This window comes from Chryseobacterium gambrini (assembly GCF_027920505.1).
Classification (GTDB): Bacteria; Bacteroidota; Bacteroidia; order Flavobacteriales; family Weeksellaceae; genus Chryseobacterium; species Chryseobacterium gambrini.
In genome coordinates, this window is record NZ_CP115857.1 from 2,919,796 (window position 1) to 2,936,400 (window position 16,605).

The window sequence follows — 16,605 nt, forward strand, 5'->3', positions numbered from 1 at the left end:
CGAAACACATAAATATCAACATCTTAATTCATAAGATAGATGAAAATCATTAAACAGACCAAACTTTTTTTCCACGAAGGAAAATCTGATAAAGTTTACGAAATAGACCTTTGTGAAGTAAATCCCGATGCCTTCATCGTCAATTTCCGTTACGGAAGACGCGGTGCAGCATTGAAGGAAGGCAGCAAAACGCCCACTTTCGTTTCCAGGGAAAAAGCAGAAAATATTTTTGACCAGCTCGAAAAAGAAAAAAGAAATAAAGGCTATCAGTCTGAAATCGAAGTTTTTGTAGAGCTTCCTTCATTGGATGCACTGAATATGAATTCCGCAGAAGGCGTTATTTTAAAACGTCTGGAAGATGCGACACAAGGAATTAATTCTTTTAAAACCGAATGGAAAACTTCGCGGGTTATTTGGAAAGCCGCTCAGATGAAAATCAACGAAGCCGTTCCTTATATATTAAAACTGGCAACAAAAGGCAGTGAAATGCAATTGTATGCTTCTGTTTTTGCCATCAGAACCTTAAAAATTACTCAGGCTTCGGAACTTCTTTACAGTATTGCGCGCAGTTCCAGACACAAAAAGTACATCAGAAATGTTGCTTTTGATGCGCTTTTAGCAATAAGTGACACTTCCGGCTTGGAAAAAATTGTTTCAGAATTACTGGAGAGTCTGCCCTCTGAAATAAAAGATTTTATTGATCAGGGAAATTATGATGGTTTAAAACAGTATTATTTCCAAAAATTTAAGAAAAAAGAGAAAGCAGACGAGTTGGTTTATCTTTATCTTTTATCAAAAGCGTATCCTTCTTTGGTTCGGATGATGGAAGAAATAATATGGAAAATTCCGTTCGCATCGCCGTATTTCAGAAATATTCGTGCAATTTATAAATTAGCCCGCTTTCGGGATGATGCCCAGATTTTAGGAATGCTTTCCTATTTATTCGAAAAAAAATCTCCGATGTTCAAAAGAACAGCCAGTCTGGATAAAGAAGCATGGAATCAGAACCAGTATTTTTACCAGATCGGAACTTCTGTGAATGTAAGAAAAGAGCTTTCCGGAGAAGAAAGCAGAATTGCATTTTCAAATTTTACCAAGCTTTATTTTCAGAAAAACAGTTTTTATTATTTAAAAGAACTGGGAGAACAGAACAAAGGAAAAGAATATCTGAGATTTGCTGTTAATGCGCTTATCCAATATACCGATGACAGTTATCTTCCGGCTCGCAAAAGCCCTTTAACTCATTATGGAACTTATAATTGGAAGGAACGAAGATATTATTATACCGTTGTAGAATCTCCGGAATGTTACCGTTCTCCACTTCTTACAATCATACTTTTCGGAAGAGATAAGAATCGCAAAATGGATTCAAATCTTGAATTCTACATAAAAAAAGAACAATTCTGGAGCACAGAATACTATTATCAGGCAAATAAGATCAACAAAGTGGAGCAGGAAAATTCAGCAACATCTGAAACCGCTTCAGATAACAAACAGTCGGGATCTTTACATCAGATAATCAATACATTTAAAAATATTTTTGGCTCAAATAAAGAAAAGCCGACACCTTCTCCTCAAAAACAGGAAGAATCTGTTATAAAATCTGAGGAAAATCTTGCAAGACTGGAGCTTTATCCTGAATTTTGGGATGAAATGCCCGAAGCTTACCTGCAGCTTCTGATGCAGGCAAAAATGGATCTGGTAATGAAATTTGCATACGAAAACGTTTCTGTTCACTCTAAATACAGAGATTTGCTACAAAAAATAGATCCTGAAATGATGGTTTCGCTGCTTAATAAATCCTCTGAATATCCTCAGAAATTAGGACTCGAAGTGCTATCTGAAAAACAGGAGGAGCTGAAAAGAAACGAAAGTTTTGTGGCAAAACTGTTGGTGTGCGAGACCGAAGAAGCAAGAAATTGGGCAAAAACAGCAATCGATAATAATACAGGATATTTTCTGGCTTCCACAGATTTTATGATGCATTTAATCATGAATTCACGAAAAGAATCTAATGAATTTATCAATAATCTGCTTCAGAGTGCATCTTTATCCGAAGAAAGACAGAAAACACTGCTTGGAAAAGTAATTATAGAGCTGCTTTCGATGGAAAATAGCGATAACAATAATGCTGTCGCGGAATCTGCAACGAAAAAGCTTAAAATAACCACTTTAGATAATTTTTCCGAGATCAGTTGGGAAATCGTTGCCCAGTTATTGACTTCTCCTTTAAACAACAACAGGTTTCTGGCAAGTGAAATCCTGCTTTCAAAGTCTGAAAAATATTCTGTAACGGAAATTCCTGTTTCAATTATTGAGCTCTTGCTGAATAACACCAACGAATCCATCAGACAAAACGGGATCAGTCTTTTAGCACAGTATCCGAAAGAAGAAATCACAAGAAACTGGCAGGAAATTCTCCCCCTGCTTTCTTCTGAATATAAAGAAGTTGTGGAATGTATTTTTTCACAAAACGACCGATTGGATTCTCAGTCTGAATCTCAGATGGAAACGTTTGAAAAGCTGTTTGATCTTCTGATGAAAGAACAGAGATTTGAAAATTCTCATCAGTTGTTTAGAGAGTATCTTGAAAAAACAGCATCAATATATATTAATGAAATTCCGGTAAAATGGATTCTCAGATTACTGTTTGCGGACAGCGTGAAAAATCAGCTTTTTAGCTTCGAACTTCTTAAAAAGGTAGAAGACAATAGTAAATTCACCTTAAAACAGGTCATTGCTCTTGCCAATCATGAATTTTTAGCCGTAAGACAATGGGCTTGGAATTTTTATAAAAAGAATGTTGAAAGGATAAAATCCGACCGTAATCATGCGCTTGGCATTTTGGATGCAAAATGGGACGACAGCCGCGAATTTGCCTTTCATTTCTTCAGCACTGAATTTACAGACGAAGACTGGGATACAGATTGCTTGGTAGGAATTGCAGATTCTGTGCGTTCTGATGTAGAAAATTTCGGTAAAAATCTTATCATGAAATTTTTCAGAAAAGAACACGGATTGGAGTACCTTACAAAACTCAGTCAACATCCAAGCCAGAATATGCAGCTTTTTGTAACCTCTTATCTTGAAGAATATGCAAGTGATAAACCGGAAAAGCTTAAAGAGTTGGAGTTTTACTTTAGATCTGTGCTTTCAAGGGTTAATAAATCCCGTACGGCCAAAAACAGGATTTTGGATTTTCTGGAAAAAGAAGGACGAAAGAATAAGGAATCTGCCGAAATCGTAAGCAAAATTCTGGACGATTTGTCGGCAACCAGCGCTGTTCAGGATAAAGCAAAATGCATTGATGTCATTTCCGAACTGAAAATGATTTATCCTCAGCTTAATGTTCATCTTCAATTAATCTCTTAAGCCATGTTATTCGATTATAAATTTCACAAAGATACTGCCGTTACCAATTCCGCAACGAGCACACAAATGAGTTTTTCGCCGGATCTGCAGAGAGATCCCACATTTTTTGTAGGAAAGCTGAATAAAAAGATCCCGTTTCGGGAAGCCATCTCTGCACTACATGATGTGGTGGTTTCTGATCTTCGTTTCAAACCGAAAGACAGGACAGAATACAAAGAATGGGTTTCTGAGCAGGAAAAGCTCTGGCTGAGCGATTATATGGCTGAATTTCAGGTGGAAGAGATCCGGAAAAGAATGGCAGAAGTGAGAGGAGAGCTGGATTTGGTATATAAAGAAAAGAACAGAGTTTTAGGTCCTTTCAATACAGCCAAAAAAGCTTATTTTGATTATCTGTACCAAAAAGACAAAGACGCGTGGTTTGTTCTGGATCCTGTGATCACGGTTCATCCCGATGAAGTTTTCTTTGAATGTTTCAGCCAGGACGAATCCACTTACGGAAAACTGAGCAGCAGTTATAATGTTTTCACAGAGATTAACGAGTTTAAATGTGGAACTACAAATATCGATTACTCGGCTGCGCTTTATAATGAATTCCAAAAAATAAGAGATTATAAAGATACGGAATTTAAAATTGATCCTTCAGGTTTTGAGGCACTTACCACCAATGAAGAAGTGTACAAAGAAGAGAAGATAGATTTGCCGGATTCCTGGGTCAGAGGATTTTTACAGGTAAGTTCAGCTATGACTTTACCCGCGACGACTTTTGATCTTCATCCGATGGATATTTTCAGTATCTGTCAGTTTTTAAGAAGATTTAAAGAAAAAAAAGGACCGAGAGCTTTGCGTTTTATCCTTGAACCCGGAAAACCTGTTCAGGCGGTTTTCGAACCGTGGTACGAAACTCTAACATTTCACCGTTCAGTTTATACGGGATCAGAAAGTAAAACTATCAGGATTTGGGGAAGAAGAAGATTGTTGATTCTGGAAAGACTAATCCCGATTGCTAAAAATTTCAGAGTGGTTTTATTAGGAAACGGATTGCCTTCGTTTTATATTGCAGATTTGGGAGATATGGCTTTCACTCTGGGACTTTCAGGATGGACTACGAATGACTGGAGCAGAGCAGGAAATTTTGATCTTATGGCGCCGAGAGGAAATGTGGATCTGCTTACTCAGGAAAAAGTTTTTAATGCATTAAAAGAAACCTGGTTTGGAACTCCCGCCGAACTTTCAAAAAAATTAAATCTCGATACGGCAACAATTTCTTCTTCGCTTACATCTTATACACAGGCAGGAAGAGTGATTTATGATCTTAATCTCGGATTATACAGGGTTCGTGAGCTCACTCAGGAGCCTTTGGATATGAAACAGTTGCGGTTCTCCAGTCCGCAGGAAGAAAAAGCTAACCAACTGATTGCAGAAGATAAAGTAAAAATAAGTTACATCGCTGAAAATGATATTCTTAAAATTCAGGGAACCATTCAGGAAAGCTATGTAACCTATCAGACGGAAGCTTTTATTGATAAAGACCAGCGACTGACCGACGGAAACTGCCAGTGCGGTTTTTACAGGGCAAACGGATTGAGACAGGGACCCTGCGAACATATTCTGGCTTCAAGGATGATGATTAACAGAAAATAATAGAACATAATTTTTTTTAAAATTTGATAAAGGAGGATTTTTTATTTTTAAATTTCCTCCTTTATTCATGTCCCATCTTTTCCCTATTTTTGTCTAATTCCAAATTTCAAATGAAAAGAATAATCCTTATCGAAGATGAAACCAGTGTGGTGTCCTTTATCAAAAAAGGGCTGCAGGAAAGCGGATATGAAGTTTCTGTGGCTTTTGACGGTAAAACCGGCGTTCAATTGGTGCAGTCGAATGATTTTGATCTGGTGATCCTCGATATTATGCTGCCGGAAATGAATGGGCTGGATGTCTGCAAAGAAATCCGGAAAACCAATCAGAATGTTCCGATTCTCTTCCTAACCGCTTTGGGAACTTCCGAGAACATTGTTTTGGGCTTGGAAAGCGGAGGGGACGATTATCTCGTAAAGCCGTTTAAATTCATAGAACTTGTTGCAAGGATCAAATCTTTACTGAGAAGGAGCAATAGCGGAAATCAGCATGAAAGTACTGAAGATGAAGAAAATAATGAATATGTGTATCAGTTTTCAGATTTGGTTTTAAATGATTATACCAAAAAAGTGACGCGTGCGGGCGAAGAAATTTCACTTACTTCCACAGAATACAAGCTGCTTTTGTACTTTTTAAACAATCCTGAAAAAGTAATTTCGAGAACAGAAGTTTTAGAAGCGGTTTGGGGCGTGAATTATGAACTGGGAACCAATGTTGTAGATGTGTATGTAAATTATTTGCGAAAGAAGCTCGACAATCAGGAAGATAATAAACTGATTCATACAGTAATAGGAATGGGATATGTGCTGAAAAAATCTTAAAAATGTTTAATAAAGTTGTCACAAATCAGACCAAAACGATGGTGCTTCTGATGTTGGTTTTTACCGCCATCATATTGCTGTTCAGTGGGTTGGTATATTTTTCAATTGTCAACTTTTCACATCAGAGATTTTATGAACTGCTGAAAATCCGTACTACGACCATTATTCAGATTGAAAAAGGCAAAGATAATCTGGATCTTCCGGAAAATTATATTCTGAACGGATTAAACGATGAAGAGCTTCCGATGGAGCGGGATTATGTTTTTGCAATTCCGGCAGATTCAAACTTTAAGAAAATTTCGGATGAGGTTCATATTCCCGACTATTTTTTTAAAAGCATTGTAAAAAAAGGCGAGGCGAATTTTAATGACAAGGAATTTTACTACATCGGGCAGACTTTTAAGCATGATGATAAAAATTATATTGCCATCGCATCCGCCAAAAACCATTATGTGGTTTACTATCTCGGTTTTTTAAAAAGAACCCTCATTACCTGTATCGTTCTTTCGCTCTTTTTCAGTATGATTTTTTCTTTTTATTTATCGAAAACGTTATTTAAGCCCATCCTTAAAATTACAGGAAAAGTAAAGGAAATCAGCTCAGAAAATCTTCATTTGCGTCTGGAGCCACAACCCGATAATAAGGAATTAAACGAACTCATCGACACTTTCAACGGAATGCTGAACCGCATCGAAACCTCTTTTGAAACCCAGAATCACCTGATCGGAAATGTTTCCCACGAGCTGAGAACACCGTTAACGTCGATTATGGGTGAAGCAGATGTTGCACTTTCGATTTCCAGAACCAACGAAGAGTATAAAGAAACTTTGGGAATCATTCTGAACGAAGCCGAAAAATTAGACAAAAAAATCAAGGCTTTGCTGATGATCGCACAGACCGGATTTGACGGCAAAATCCAGAAAATGGATAAAGTGCGGATCGATCAGTTGCTTTGGGATGTAATTGAAACCCTCCGAAGGATAGATTCAAGAAACAATATCTATCTCGATATCAGTATGTTGCCCGACAATCCTAAAAAACTGAAAGTTCAGGGAAATGAACAGTTACTGCATCTTGCGGTTGCCAATATTATTCAGAATGGTTGCAAATATTCTAATTTTCAGCAGGTTAAAGTCTCTTTGGGAGCTACGGATTCGGATGTCTACATTATTGTAAAAGACAGCGGCATCGGAATTCCCGGACAGGAAATGAATAAAATTTACGATCCTTTCTTCAGAGCTTCCAATACCAAAAATTATGAAGGCTACGGAATCGGACTTCCATTGGCAAGAAATATCGTGAGAATACATCGCGGAGAACTAATCGTAAGCTCGCACGAAAATCAGGGAACGACCGTTCAGTTGCGTTTCCCGAATTTCTACAGTATGCAGACAGACGGAAAAGAGATCTAATATAATCATCGTTAATTTTTTTAACTGTTAATTCTTTTTAACAGATTCTAATCGTATTTTAATCTCTTTAATCACATTTTAATTCCGTTCCAAAGACGTTCTAATTTGGTCGTTTTAGTTTTGTATTATCAAAAAAGATAAATACAAACCTAAATCTCATTAATATGAACAAGACGATTTTAATAGCCACTGATTATTCTCTTGAATCTTTGAACATTCTGAAAAAAGTAATGAGAGAAAAAGACGCTTCGGAAGACCAGAATCAATATAACATTCTTTTGGTTTCGGGGTATGATATGGGAGATTCCATCAGAGATCTTCTTTTTAATACGAAAAGTACCATTTTCAATAAAATCAGACCGCAGGAATTCTGCGATGCGTATGAAATTATCAGGAATAAATATCCTCACCTGATCAATAAGATTGTGTGCGATATTTTCACCGGAAGTTTCCAGAGAACATTCAATAATTATGTGAAAGCGGAAAATATTGAAGAAGCTTACTATTCTTCTTCTATTAAAAGCAGAGGAAATGGTAAGTTCGATCTTATTCCTTACATCAAAAAATGTAAAGACCTGAAATCTCAGGAAATTTCAGTTGAAGTTCGCAAAAGCCTTCCGGAAAAAGGAAGACTGGCGGAAATCTTTGTGGAAGCTTAACACCGAAGAACTTTAAAAATTTAGAAAAATGCTAAGGAATTATAGTAACAGCAGAACGTTGGGAGACAACATCAGATTAGGAACGCTGACTGCCTTTACGGCAGGTACTATAAACATTGCTTCCCTGTTGATATTTCTCTCTTTTACCTCCAATGTAACGGGACATTATGCTATTCTTGCGGCAGAAATCAGCAAGGCAAACTGGTCGCAGGTTGCGGTGGTGGGAATGTGGATCTTCCTGTTCTTTTTCGGGGGATTTGTGTCGAATTTTATTGTGATTACATTCAATCAGAAAAGTAAATATTTCGCCCATGCAATGCCATTGGTTCTTGAAATTGCCTGTTTATTGTTTGTGGGAATCTACGGACAGTTTTATTACCGGAAAACGCTAGAAGAAACAGAATATCTGGTCGCTTTAATGCTTTTTGCAACGGGTCTGCAGAATGGTTTAACGGCAAGTATTTCTAATTTCTCGGTAAAAACCACCCACCTTACAGGTACCACTACCGATCTCGGGATTTTATTCTCCATGTTTACGCAGAAAAAATTCAGAAAGAACGGTGAACTGGTCGGAAGAGCAAAACTGTTGATGAGCATCATGATTTCCTATGTTTTGGGTGCGGTTTTTTCAGGGTTAACCTATTATTACCTCGAATTCAGGGTGTTTTATGTAATCAGTCTGTGTTTGCTGGTCGTAATCGGGTACGATGCGTACAAAATTCATATCAGACATTTCAATACGAAATACCGGTACAGCAAAATTTATAAGAAACCGAATCTGATGGCGTATTTTTATGATAAAATCCACGGAATTCCGGTGATTAAAGAACAGAAAAGAGACAAGAAAAGGAAGCTTGTGTTTGATGAATGAAAAGGGTAAAAGTTTACTGTAAAAGATCAAAATTCTTGATAACATTTTGAATACTTTTCGTAAAACGGACCTGAATAAACAGACAATGTTAAATAAGAGATATAAATATCAGTATTAATTTTGTGTAAACTAGCTGTGAATCAATCCTCTAATTGTATAACGCAATTGGGGGATTGTGTTTTTAGGAAAACACCGATAACGAGACATTTTGTCTGAATCTGAAGCATGGCTAGAATGTTGATATGTTGATAAATTAATTTTAATTCAGAAGTTTATAGTTTTAATTCTTATTTTGAATGACTATTTTTGTAAGTTGATTTACGTTTTTTATGTCAGATATTATTCAGCTTTTACCCGATCATGTAGCCAACCAAATTGCGGCAGGAGAAGTAGTGCAGAGACCGGCTTCCATTGTGAAAGAACTTTTGGAAAACGCCATCGATGCAGATGCCACAAAAATTGAGTTGATTATCCGGGATGCCGGAAAAAATCTGATTCAGGTTGTAGACGACGGAAAAGGAATGTCTGAAACAGATGCGAGAATGGCTTTCGAAAGACATGCCACATCAAAAATCCGCGGAACGGAAGATATTTTTAAAATCTCTACCAAAGGTTTTCGCGGCGAAGCGCTGGCTTCGATTGCAGCCGTTTCTCAGGTGGAATTGAAAACCAAACAGAAAGACGCTACCATCGGAACAAATATTTACATCGAAGGAGGGGTTTTCCAGTTTCAGGATCCCGTTCAGACGGCGGAAGGTTCTAATTTTCTGGTTAAAAACTTATTTTATAACGTTCCGGCAAGAAGAAAATTCCTGAAAAACAACAACGTAGAATTCAGACACGTTATCGATGAATTTCAAAGAGTTGCTTTAGCGCACGAAACACTTGAGTTTTCCCTGTTTCATGATGATGAGCCGATTTTCAGGTTAAGAAAAGGAAGCCAGATGCAGCGTATCGTGGATGTTTTCGGAAGAAAACTGCAGCCGCAGCTTATTCCCATCAAAGAAGATATTATCTGGTGTAAACTTCACGGGTATGTTGCCAAACCGGAAGGAGCCAAAAAAACTAGAGGAGAACAGTTTCTGTTTGTCAACGGAAGGTATTTTAAAAGTCCATACTTCAATAAAGCCGTTCAGGAAGCTTTTGAAGGATTGTTGTTGCCGGGTTATGTGCCTACGTTTTTCCTTTTCTTAGATATTGATCCTGAAAAAATAGACGTTAATATCCATCCTCAGAAAACAGAAGTAAAATTTGAAGACGAACATCTGATCTTTGCTCTGTTGCGTTCCACCATCAAACGCTCTCTGGGAATTTATAATGTTTCTCCGAGTCTGGATTTCGAAAAAGATCCTCACTTTGATGAAATTATGCACAAAACGTTCCCGAGTAAAGGTAACAGTGGAGGAGGTACAACGCTGAAAATGCCGGAAATAATCGTAGATAAAGACTACAATCCTTTTATTGAAGAACGTGAAGTTGCGCAGGCGGAAATTCAGAATCTTACGGAAATGTACCATCAGAATATTACCGCAGAACCTTCCAAGATCAATCTGTTTGAAGATGAAGATTTTGATGAAGATCTGATGAGGTTACCGAACGGATACTGGCTGTTCAACAAAGGGGATGAAACTTTAATGCTCGATTTGGGAAGAATGCACAGACTCGTGGTTTCTGAAAATACAAAACCTGTAAAAAAAGGAACAACCAACGGTCATGCTTTACTCTTTTCTCTCGAATATCATATGAATGAGATTGAAAAGGCGAAATACAATTCCATTAAAAAATATCTTCCGGAGCTTGGTTTTGAAATGAGCATTGCCCACGAAAGTGTGTTAAGAATAGATGCGGTTCCGGAAGGACTGAAAGAAACGCAGGTTATGAAGTTTCTTGAAAACCTTTTTGAAATTCTGGAATATAAGTCTGAGGAAGAATTTATGCAGTATTATCAGAATCAGTGGAGTAAGCTTCAGTCGAAATCACGATTCGATTTCATATACAAAAAAGATGCGGAGCAGCTTATCAAGGATTTTACCGCTTTAGGCTTTCCGGAATTTTTACCCAACGGAAAGAGATGTTTCTACGAAGTTCCGTTTAATGATTTTAAAAACAAATTTTAGAAACTATGTTTAACAGTATACCTCCGGTAACAAGAAATATCATTATCATCAATGTTGCTGTATTTGTTATAGCCAATTTGCTGTTTCAGGATAGATTTGTAGGATATCTTGCTGCTTTTTATCCTTTCTCGCCATTTTTCAAATCCTGGCAGATTGTTACGCATATGTTTATGCATGGAAGCTTCATGCATATCCTTTTCAATATGTTTACTTTATTCAGTTTCGGACCTATACTGGAAAATAGCTTAGGAGAAAAAAAATATTTAATTCTTTACTTTTTAAGTGGTTTGGGAGCCTTTTTCCTGTTCAATCTGTGGAATTTTGTTGAAGTTCAGCAAATTTCCAACGAATTGCAGCAATTAGGATTTAATCTGAATGAATATCTTTCAGGTTCCTCTGTGCAGTACTCAGGTTCTTCTCAGTCTGTGCTTCGACAACAGGAATTGGTTGGAGAACTCAACGGAATTATGGGAACTCCGATGGTAGGAGCTTCCGGAGCGATATTTGGTGTTGTGGCAGCATTTGCAACACTTTATCCGGATGCAAAAATCGGAATTATGTTTATTCCGATCCCGATGAAAGTTAAATATGTATTGCCGGTAGTCGTTATTGGTTCTATTTATCTGGGTGTTTCCGGAAATGGAGGCGGAATTGCGCATTTAGCTCACGTCGGAGGTGCGATCGTAGGTTTTATTCTGGCAAGAATTTGGAGAAAGCATTTGTACAGATTTAATTAAAACCTCTTGAAAATCCTTCGCCTTATTTTTCTCATCCTTCATACCGGAATATTTCTTTTATTATCCGGGATGTTAATGAATGCTTATGTTTCGCCAAAAATATTTCCTTGGCTGAATTTACTTTCTTTAGGTTTTCCCCTATTGATAATTGCTTACATTTTGCTTACTATTTTCTGGATCATCAGTTGGAAGAAAAGAGCGTTTGTCTTTTTTTTTGCAGGACTGCTGTTTTTCAATCCTGTTTTACGATGGATCAATTTTTCTCAGCCAAAAGATGACAAAACAGATTTAAAAATCGTTACTTTCAATGTTAAAAACGGTGTTTTAGGAAAAGAAAATATCGAAAATTTTATCAACAGTCAGGATGCGGATGTTGTTCTGTTTCAGGAGATGGTTAATAAAAAATATGATTTTAAAGGTCTGAAGCAAAGCAGCAAAACCCTCCTTACAAGCGTTTTTACAAAACATAAAGTCGTTGCTGAGAAAAATTTGCTTGATGGCGAATATGAAAACGGCAATGCAACCCAGACAGATATTGAGATCAATGGAAAAACCTTCCGGATCATCAATGTGTATCTGCAGCCCTTCAGATTTGATAAAAATATGGTAAAACTGAACGGCGACAGTGAAGAAGATGAGCAGAAACTGAAAGATATCGTTAGAAAACTGATTCCCACATTTAAAATACATCAGGAGCAGATTGTTCCGATCAGAGAAAGCATCGAAAGTTCGCCTTATCCGGTTATTGTGGCTGGAGATTTTAATGCAGTTCCTAATTCGTATGAATATTATGAATTGTCAAAAGATCTTGAAGATGCTTTTATGAAAGCAGGAAGCGGAAGCGCAACCAGTTTCCATGATTATAAATTCCCGATCAGGATCGATTATATTTTTACTTCAAAATCCGTTAAAGCATTGAGCTATAAGGTCGACCGTTCTGCAAAATTATCAGACCATTATCCTGTTGTATCGACATTTAAGCTCAGTAATTAAATCATAAAAACCGTTAATTTTTCTCGTGTGGTAGGATTTTTGCTGAAAAGCTCTATATCCCTTAGACTGTTTTCATGAAGCCGCGTCAAGTATTGTTATTTTTCCATATTATTGTTGGTATTTTACTCCTGTGTACATTGGGGAACGCATGGATTCCGCCTAATCTGTTCGGAAATCTGAATCTTCTTTCTCTGGGTTTTCCCTATCTTATTTCATTACATATTATTTTTACACTGATCTGGATTTTCAGAAAAGAAAAAATTGCCATTGCATTCGTTTTGGGAACATTTTTATTTTATAATCCTATCCGAAGGTGGATCAATTTTACGCCCAAAGCAGAAAGTCAGAAATCAATAAGAGATATAAAAGTCATTACTTTTAATGTAAAATATGGCGATTTTGGCTGGGATAAAGTGAAAAAATATATTCAGGATCAGAATGCAGATATCATTCTGGTTCAGGAAAAAGATACCAACCGTGCCTTGAGACAGGATCTGGTGAAATATCCTTCGGTTATTTTAAAAACCAAACATAAAATTGTAAGACAGGAAGAATTAATCACAGATAAATCGCGAGGAAATTCTTTCTATGCAGATGTAGATATCAATGGCAAAATCGTTCGGATTGTGAATGTTTATCTTGAGCCTTTCAGACTGCATAAATCGATGCTTCAGTTCGATGGGCTTAAAAAGGAAGGCGGAAAAATCAATACATTGTTATCGCACATGATTCCTACCTTTAAAGCACACGAAGATCAGATAAAAAAAATCCGAAAAGCGGTAGATCTTTCGCCGTATCCTGTAATTCTGGCGGGAGATTTCAACTCTGTTCCCAATTCTTATGAATATTATAATCTGGGAAAAGATCTTCAGGATGCTTTCTTAGCGGCGGGAAACGGAAGTTCTTCAAGTTTTCACGATTATAAAGTTCCATTGAGAATCGATTATATTTTCAGCTCAAAATCAATTATTCCTTTAAGCTATAAAGTGGATAATTCTGTAAGATTATCGGATCATTATCCTGTAATTGCAGAATTTCTGTTAAATTAGTTCCATGAAAAATTTATCTTTTGCCGCTATTATTTTTTCAGCCTTTGTGATGTCCTGTTCAAAAAAGAGCTTAAGCAGATTTTTATCCCGCAGACAGCCCGAAAGCAAGTTATGATACTACCGCAATCGATTCTTTCTCGAATGGCGCGATTTCTGTAGATGTTGCAAGGCAGATCAGAATGTCTTCAAAACAGTATCAGGATTCGGTAAAAGAGGCATTAAAACTTCAGGAGCAGGAAAAGAAACTGAAAGAAGAACTTGAAAAGGAAAATAAAAAGAAGGCGGAAGAAGAAAAGAAAAAAGCAGACGAGGAGAAAAAGAAAACATCTGGGCCTTCTGCAGAGGTAAAATCTGCATAATATAAATCACAAAAAAACGTTTTTAAAAAAATTATAAAGTATGAAAAAAAGCATTTTATCTGTACTGATGATCGCAGCCGTGGTTGTGTCATGTACAAAGTCAACATCAAAAACAGAAACTGTTGAAAATCCTGACGGATCAACTACTACCACAACTACTGTTTCTGAAAACGGAGTCGGAGTGGATACTGCAAAGATTAATGATGTGAAGGAAAATACTCAGGCAAAAATTGATGCTGCCGGACAAAAGATTGATAACGCTGCAGAAGATGCAAAAAATAAAATAGACGCCACTGCAGACAAAACAAAACAGGATCTTCAGAAAGCAGGGCAGGACATCAAAGAAGGCGCTGATAAAGTAGGAAAAGATGTGAAAAATGCCGCAGCAAAAGGAGCTTCCAAAGTAGAGGAAGGCGCTAAAAAATTAAAAGAAGATTTAAGCAAGTAAATTAAATTCTTCTGATAAAAATGAAACCGCAGTTTTTCTGCGGTTTTTCTATTTATTCAGTTCCAGTAAAGGATCAATATATTCTCGGTCGTTGCTTAGCCTCGGAACCTTATTCTGTCCGCCAAGTTTGCCTTTGGATTCAAGCCAGCCATAAAAAAGATTAGGCTTTGCAATATGTACAATCGGTCTTTTCAGGGTCATATTGTTGTAACGTTTCGCTTCGTAGTCGGAATTAATCGATTTGAGATGATTGTCAAAAACGTCTATAAAACGCTCTAAATTGTCAGGTTTTTCACAGAATTCAAAAATCCACTCATGAGCTCCGCCTTCGTTCTCTTTCATGAAAACAGGGGCTCCTGTGAAGTCGGAAACAGATGCATTGGTTTCTTCGCAGGCCTTGGTGAGCGCAGACTCAACGTTAGTAATCATCAGTTCTTCCCCAAACGCATTAATGTAATGTTTCGTTCTTCCGGTAATTTTTATTCTGAACGGATTGGTGGATGTAAAAACAACGGTATCGCCAATGAGATATCTCCACAATCCGCCATTTGTCGTAATTACCATGGCGTAGTTTTTCCCGATTTCCACATCTTCCAGACTCACGACTTTCGGATTGGAAAAATGGAACTGATCCATCGGAATAAACTCGTAAAAAATACCGTAATCAAGCATCAGAAGCATTTCATCACTGTTGGATCTGTCCTGAATTCCGAAAAAGCCTTCGGAAGCGTTATAGATCTCGTAGTAATTGATATTTTTCCCGATAATCTGTTTGTACTGTTCTCTGTAGGGTTTAAAGCTGATTCCTCCATGGAAAAACACTTCAAGATTAGGCCAGAGTTCTGAAATGTTTTTAACATCTGTTTCCTTCAGCACTCTTTGCAAAAGCACCATCATCCAGCTTGGAACCCCCAGAATACTTCCCACATCTTCATTCTTCACTTCGGAAGTAATGGCTCTGAGTTTGCTTTCCCATTCTCCCATCAGAGAAACTTTCTTGCTGGGAGTCGTTGTTATTTCTACCCAGAAAGGGAGATTGTCTATTAAAATCGCGGATAAATCGCCGAATTTGGTGTTGAAATCCGCATACAGCTCTGAACTTCCGCCCAGACGCAGATTCTTATAATTAAAAAGCTGATTTTCGGGGTGGTTGTTGGCGTAAATGGAAACCATATCTTTTCCGGCTTTCATGTGGCAGTATTCAAGGCTTTCTGCAGAAATCGGGATGAATTTGCTTTTGGCGTTCGTGGTTCCCGAAGATTTTGCAAAATGTTTGATGTAACCGGGCCAGCTTACATCTTTCTGTCCCTGTCTTGCTTTTTCAATATAAGGCTCCATTTCTTCGTAGGTAACAACCGGAACTTTGTTCTTAAAGTCCTGATAACTCGAAATGGAATTAAAACCATATTTTCTCCCATACTCCGTATCTTCTGCATGAAATAACTGGGAAAATAAGATACCTTTCTGTGTTTCAATAGGATGATCCATGAAATTCTGAATCTGATCTATCCTTTGGCGGATAAACCAATTGACCACAGTATTGAAAAGTGCTTTTGTTGCCATTTCAACAAATATAATAATAATTGGATTTTTAAAGAATTTTTTGTGAGGATAAAAACAAAAAAACCGCTACAAAATTGTAACGGTTTTATATCTGAAATTATTATTTCCTAGCAATACTCGTCGTAAGCAGCCTGAAGGTTTGCAGCGATTGCTCCTGCAGGATTTCCTTCAATGTGGTGTCTTTCCAGCATATGAACCAGCTCTCCGTCTTTAAACAGCGCTACGCAAGGTGAGCTTGGAGGGAACGGTGCTAAATGTTTTCTTGCTTCAACAACAGCTTCGGTATCGAAACCTGCGAAAACGGTGGTTAAATGATCAGGCTTTTTGTCTCCTGTTAAAGAATATACAACTCCCGGTCTTGCAGCTCCTGCAGCACATCCGCATACAGAGTTGATGACCAAAAGGGTAGTTCCTGATTGTTTTAATGCTTCTTCTACCTGAGCCGGAGTTGTCAAGTCTTCGAAACCTTTATCTGTAAGTTCAGCCTTCATAGGCATTACTAAATCTTGTGGATACATATTTTTGTTTTTTGTAAAGTACAAATTTAAGCAATTCTTTACTTTTCA

At 37.3% G+C, this 16,605-nt stretch carries 14 protein-coding genes; 12 read left to right on the top strand and 2 right to left on the bottom strand.

Translation table 11 applies throughout. The features are described 5' to 3' along the window. Positions 1–39 precede the first annotated feature (39 nt). The 12 genes from PFY09_RS13260 to PFY09_RS13315 all read left to right on the top strand — a co-directional run bounded on the left by PFY09_RS13260 (position 40) and on the right by PFY09_RS13315 (position 14,476). Positions 40–3,372 carry a WGR domain-containing protein gene (locus PFY09_RS13260; RefSeq protein WP_271160020.1) on the top strand — a complete coding sequence of 1,111 codons (3,333 nt, stop codon included), beginning with the start codon at positions 40–42 and terminating at the stop codon, positions 3,370–3,372. Between the two features lie 3 nt (positions 3,373–3,375). After that, positions 3,376–5,013 (top strand): SWIM zinc finger family protein, encoded by a 1,638-nt coding sequence (locus PFY09_RS13265; RefSeq protein ID WP_271160021.1) that lies wholly within the window; start codon positions 3,376–3,378, stop codon positions 5,011–5,013. A 110-nt stretch (positions 5,014–5,123) separates the two neighbouring features. Next, entirely contained in the window at positions 5,124–5,831 is a 708-nt protein-coding gene (locus PFY09_RS13270) for a response regulator transcription factor (RefSeq protein ID WP_256039162.1), read from the top strand. Between the two features lie 2 nt (positions 5,832–5,833). Continuing rightward, positions 5,834–7,243, top strand: a complete 1,410-nt coding sequence (locus tag PFY09_RS13275) for a sensor histidine kinase (protein ID WP_087707028.1) — start codon at positions 5,834–5,836, stop codon at positions 7,241–7,243. Positions 7,244–7,407: 164 nt separating this feature from the next. Continuing rightward, entirely contained in the window at positions 7,408–7,902 is a 495-nt protein-coding gene (locus PFY09_RS13280) for a hypothetical protein (RefSeq protein WP_271160022.1), read from the top strand. A gap of 28 nt (positions 7,903–7,930) precedes the next feature. Then, the gene (locus tag PFY09_RS13285) at positions 7,931–8,773 is read left to right on the top strand and encodes a YoaK family protein (RefSeq protein ID WP_076391144.1); all 843 of its coding nucleotides are present in this window, start codon (positions 7,931–7,933) and stop codon (positions 8,771–8,773) included. Between the two features lie 329 nt (positions 8,774–9,102). Then, positions 9,103–10,890: a DNA mismatch repair endonuclease MutL gene (mutL, locus tag PFY09_RS13290; RefSeq protein ID WP_087707024.1), complete on the top strand. Its 1,788-nt coding sequence runs from the start codon at positions 9,103–9,105 to the stop codon at positions 10,888–10,890. A 5-nt stretch (positions 10,891–10,895) separates the two neighbouring features. Next, positions 10,896–11,627, top strand: a complete 732-nt coding sequence (locus PFY09_RS13295) for a rhomboid family intramembrane serine protease (RefSeq protein WP_271160023.1) — start codon at positions 10,896–10,898, stop codon at positions 11,625–11,627. A 6-nt stretch (positions 11,628–11,633) separates the two neighbouring features. After that, complete coding sequence (locus tag PFY09_RS13300; protein ID WP_271160024.1) at positions 11,634–12,620, top strand: endonuclease/exonuclease/phosphatase family protein; 987 nt, start codon at positions 11,634–11,636, stop codon at positions 12,618–12,620. Positions 12,621–12,694: 74 nt separating this feature from the next. Further along, entirely contained in the window at positions 12,695–13,669 is a 975-nt protein-coding gene (locus PFY09_RS13305; protein ID WP_185207521.1) for an endonuclease/exonuclease/phosphatase family protein, read from the top strand. 179 nt (positions 13,670–13,848) lie between these two features. Next, positions 13,849–14,028, top strand: coding sequence for a hypothetical protein (locus tag PFY09_RS13310; protein WP_271160025.1), 180 nt, complete (start codon positions 13,849–13,851; stop codon positions 14,026–14,028). A 40-nt stretch (positions 14,029–14,068) separates the two neighbouring features. Further along, positions 14,069–14,476, top strand: a complete 408-nt coding sequence (locus PFY09_RS13315) for a hypothetical protein (protein ID WP_076391156.1) — start codon at positions 14,069–14,071, stop codon at positions 14,474–14,476. A gap of 48 nt (positions 14,477–14,524) precedes the next feature. Here PFY09_RS13315 and PFY09_RS13320 read toward each other — a convergent pair whose 3' ends face one another. Both PFY09_RS13320 and PFY09_RS13325 read right to left on the bottom strand, forming a co-directional pair. After that, entirely contained in the window at positions 14,525–16,039 is a 1,515-nt protein-coding gene (locus PFY09_RS13320) for a GH3 auxin-responsive promoter family protein (RefSeq protein ID WP_076391158.1), read from the bottom strand. 107 nt (positions 16,040–16,146) lie between these two features. Further along, entirely contained in the window at positions 16,147–16,557 is a 411-nt protein-coding gene (locus tag PFY09_RS13325; RefSeq protein ID WP_076391160.1) for a BrxA/BrxB family bacilliredoxin, read from the bottom strand. Between the last annotated feature and the right edge of the window lie 48 nt (positions 16,558–16,605).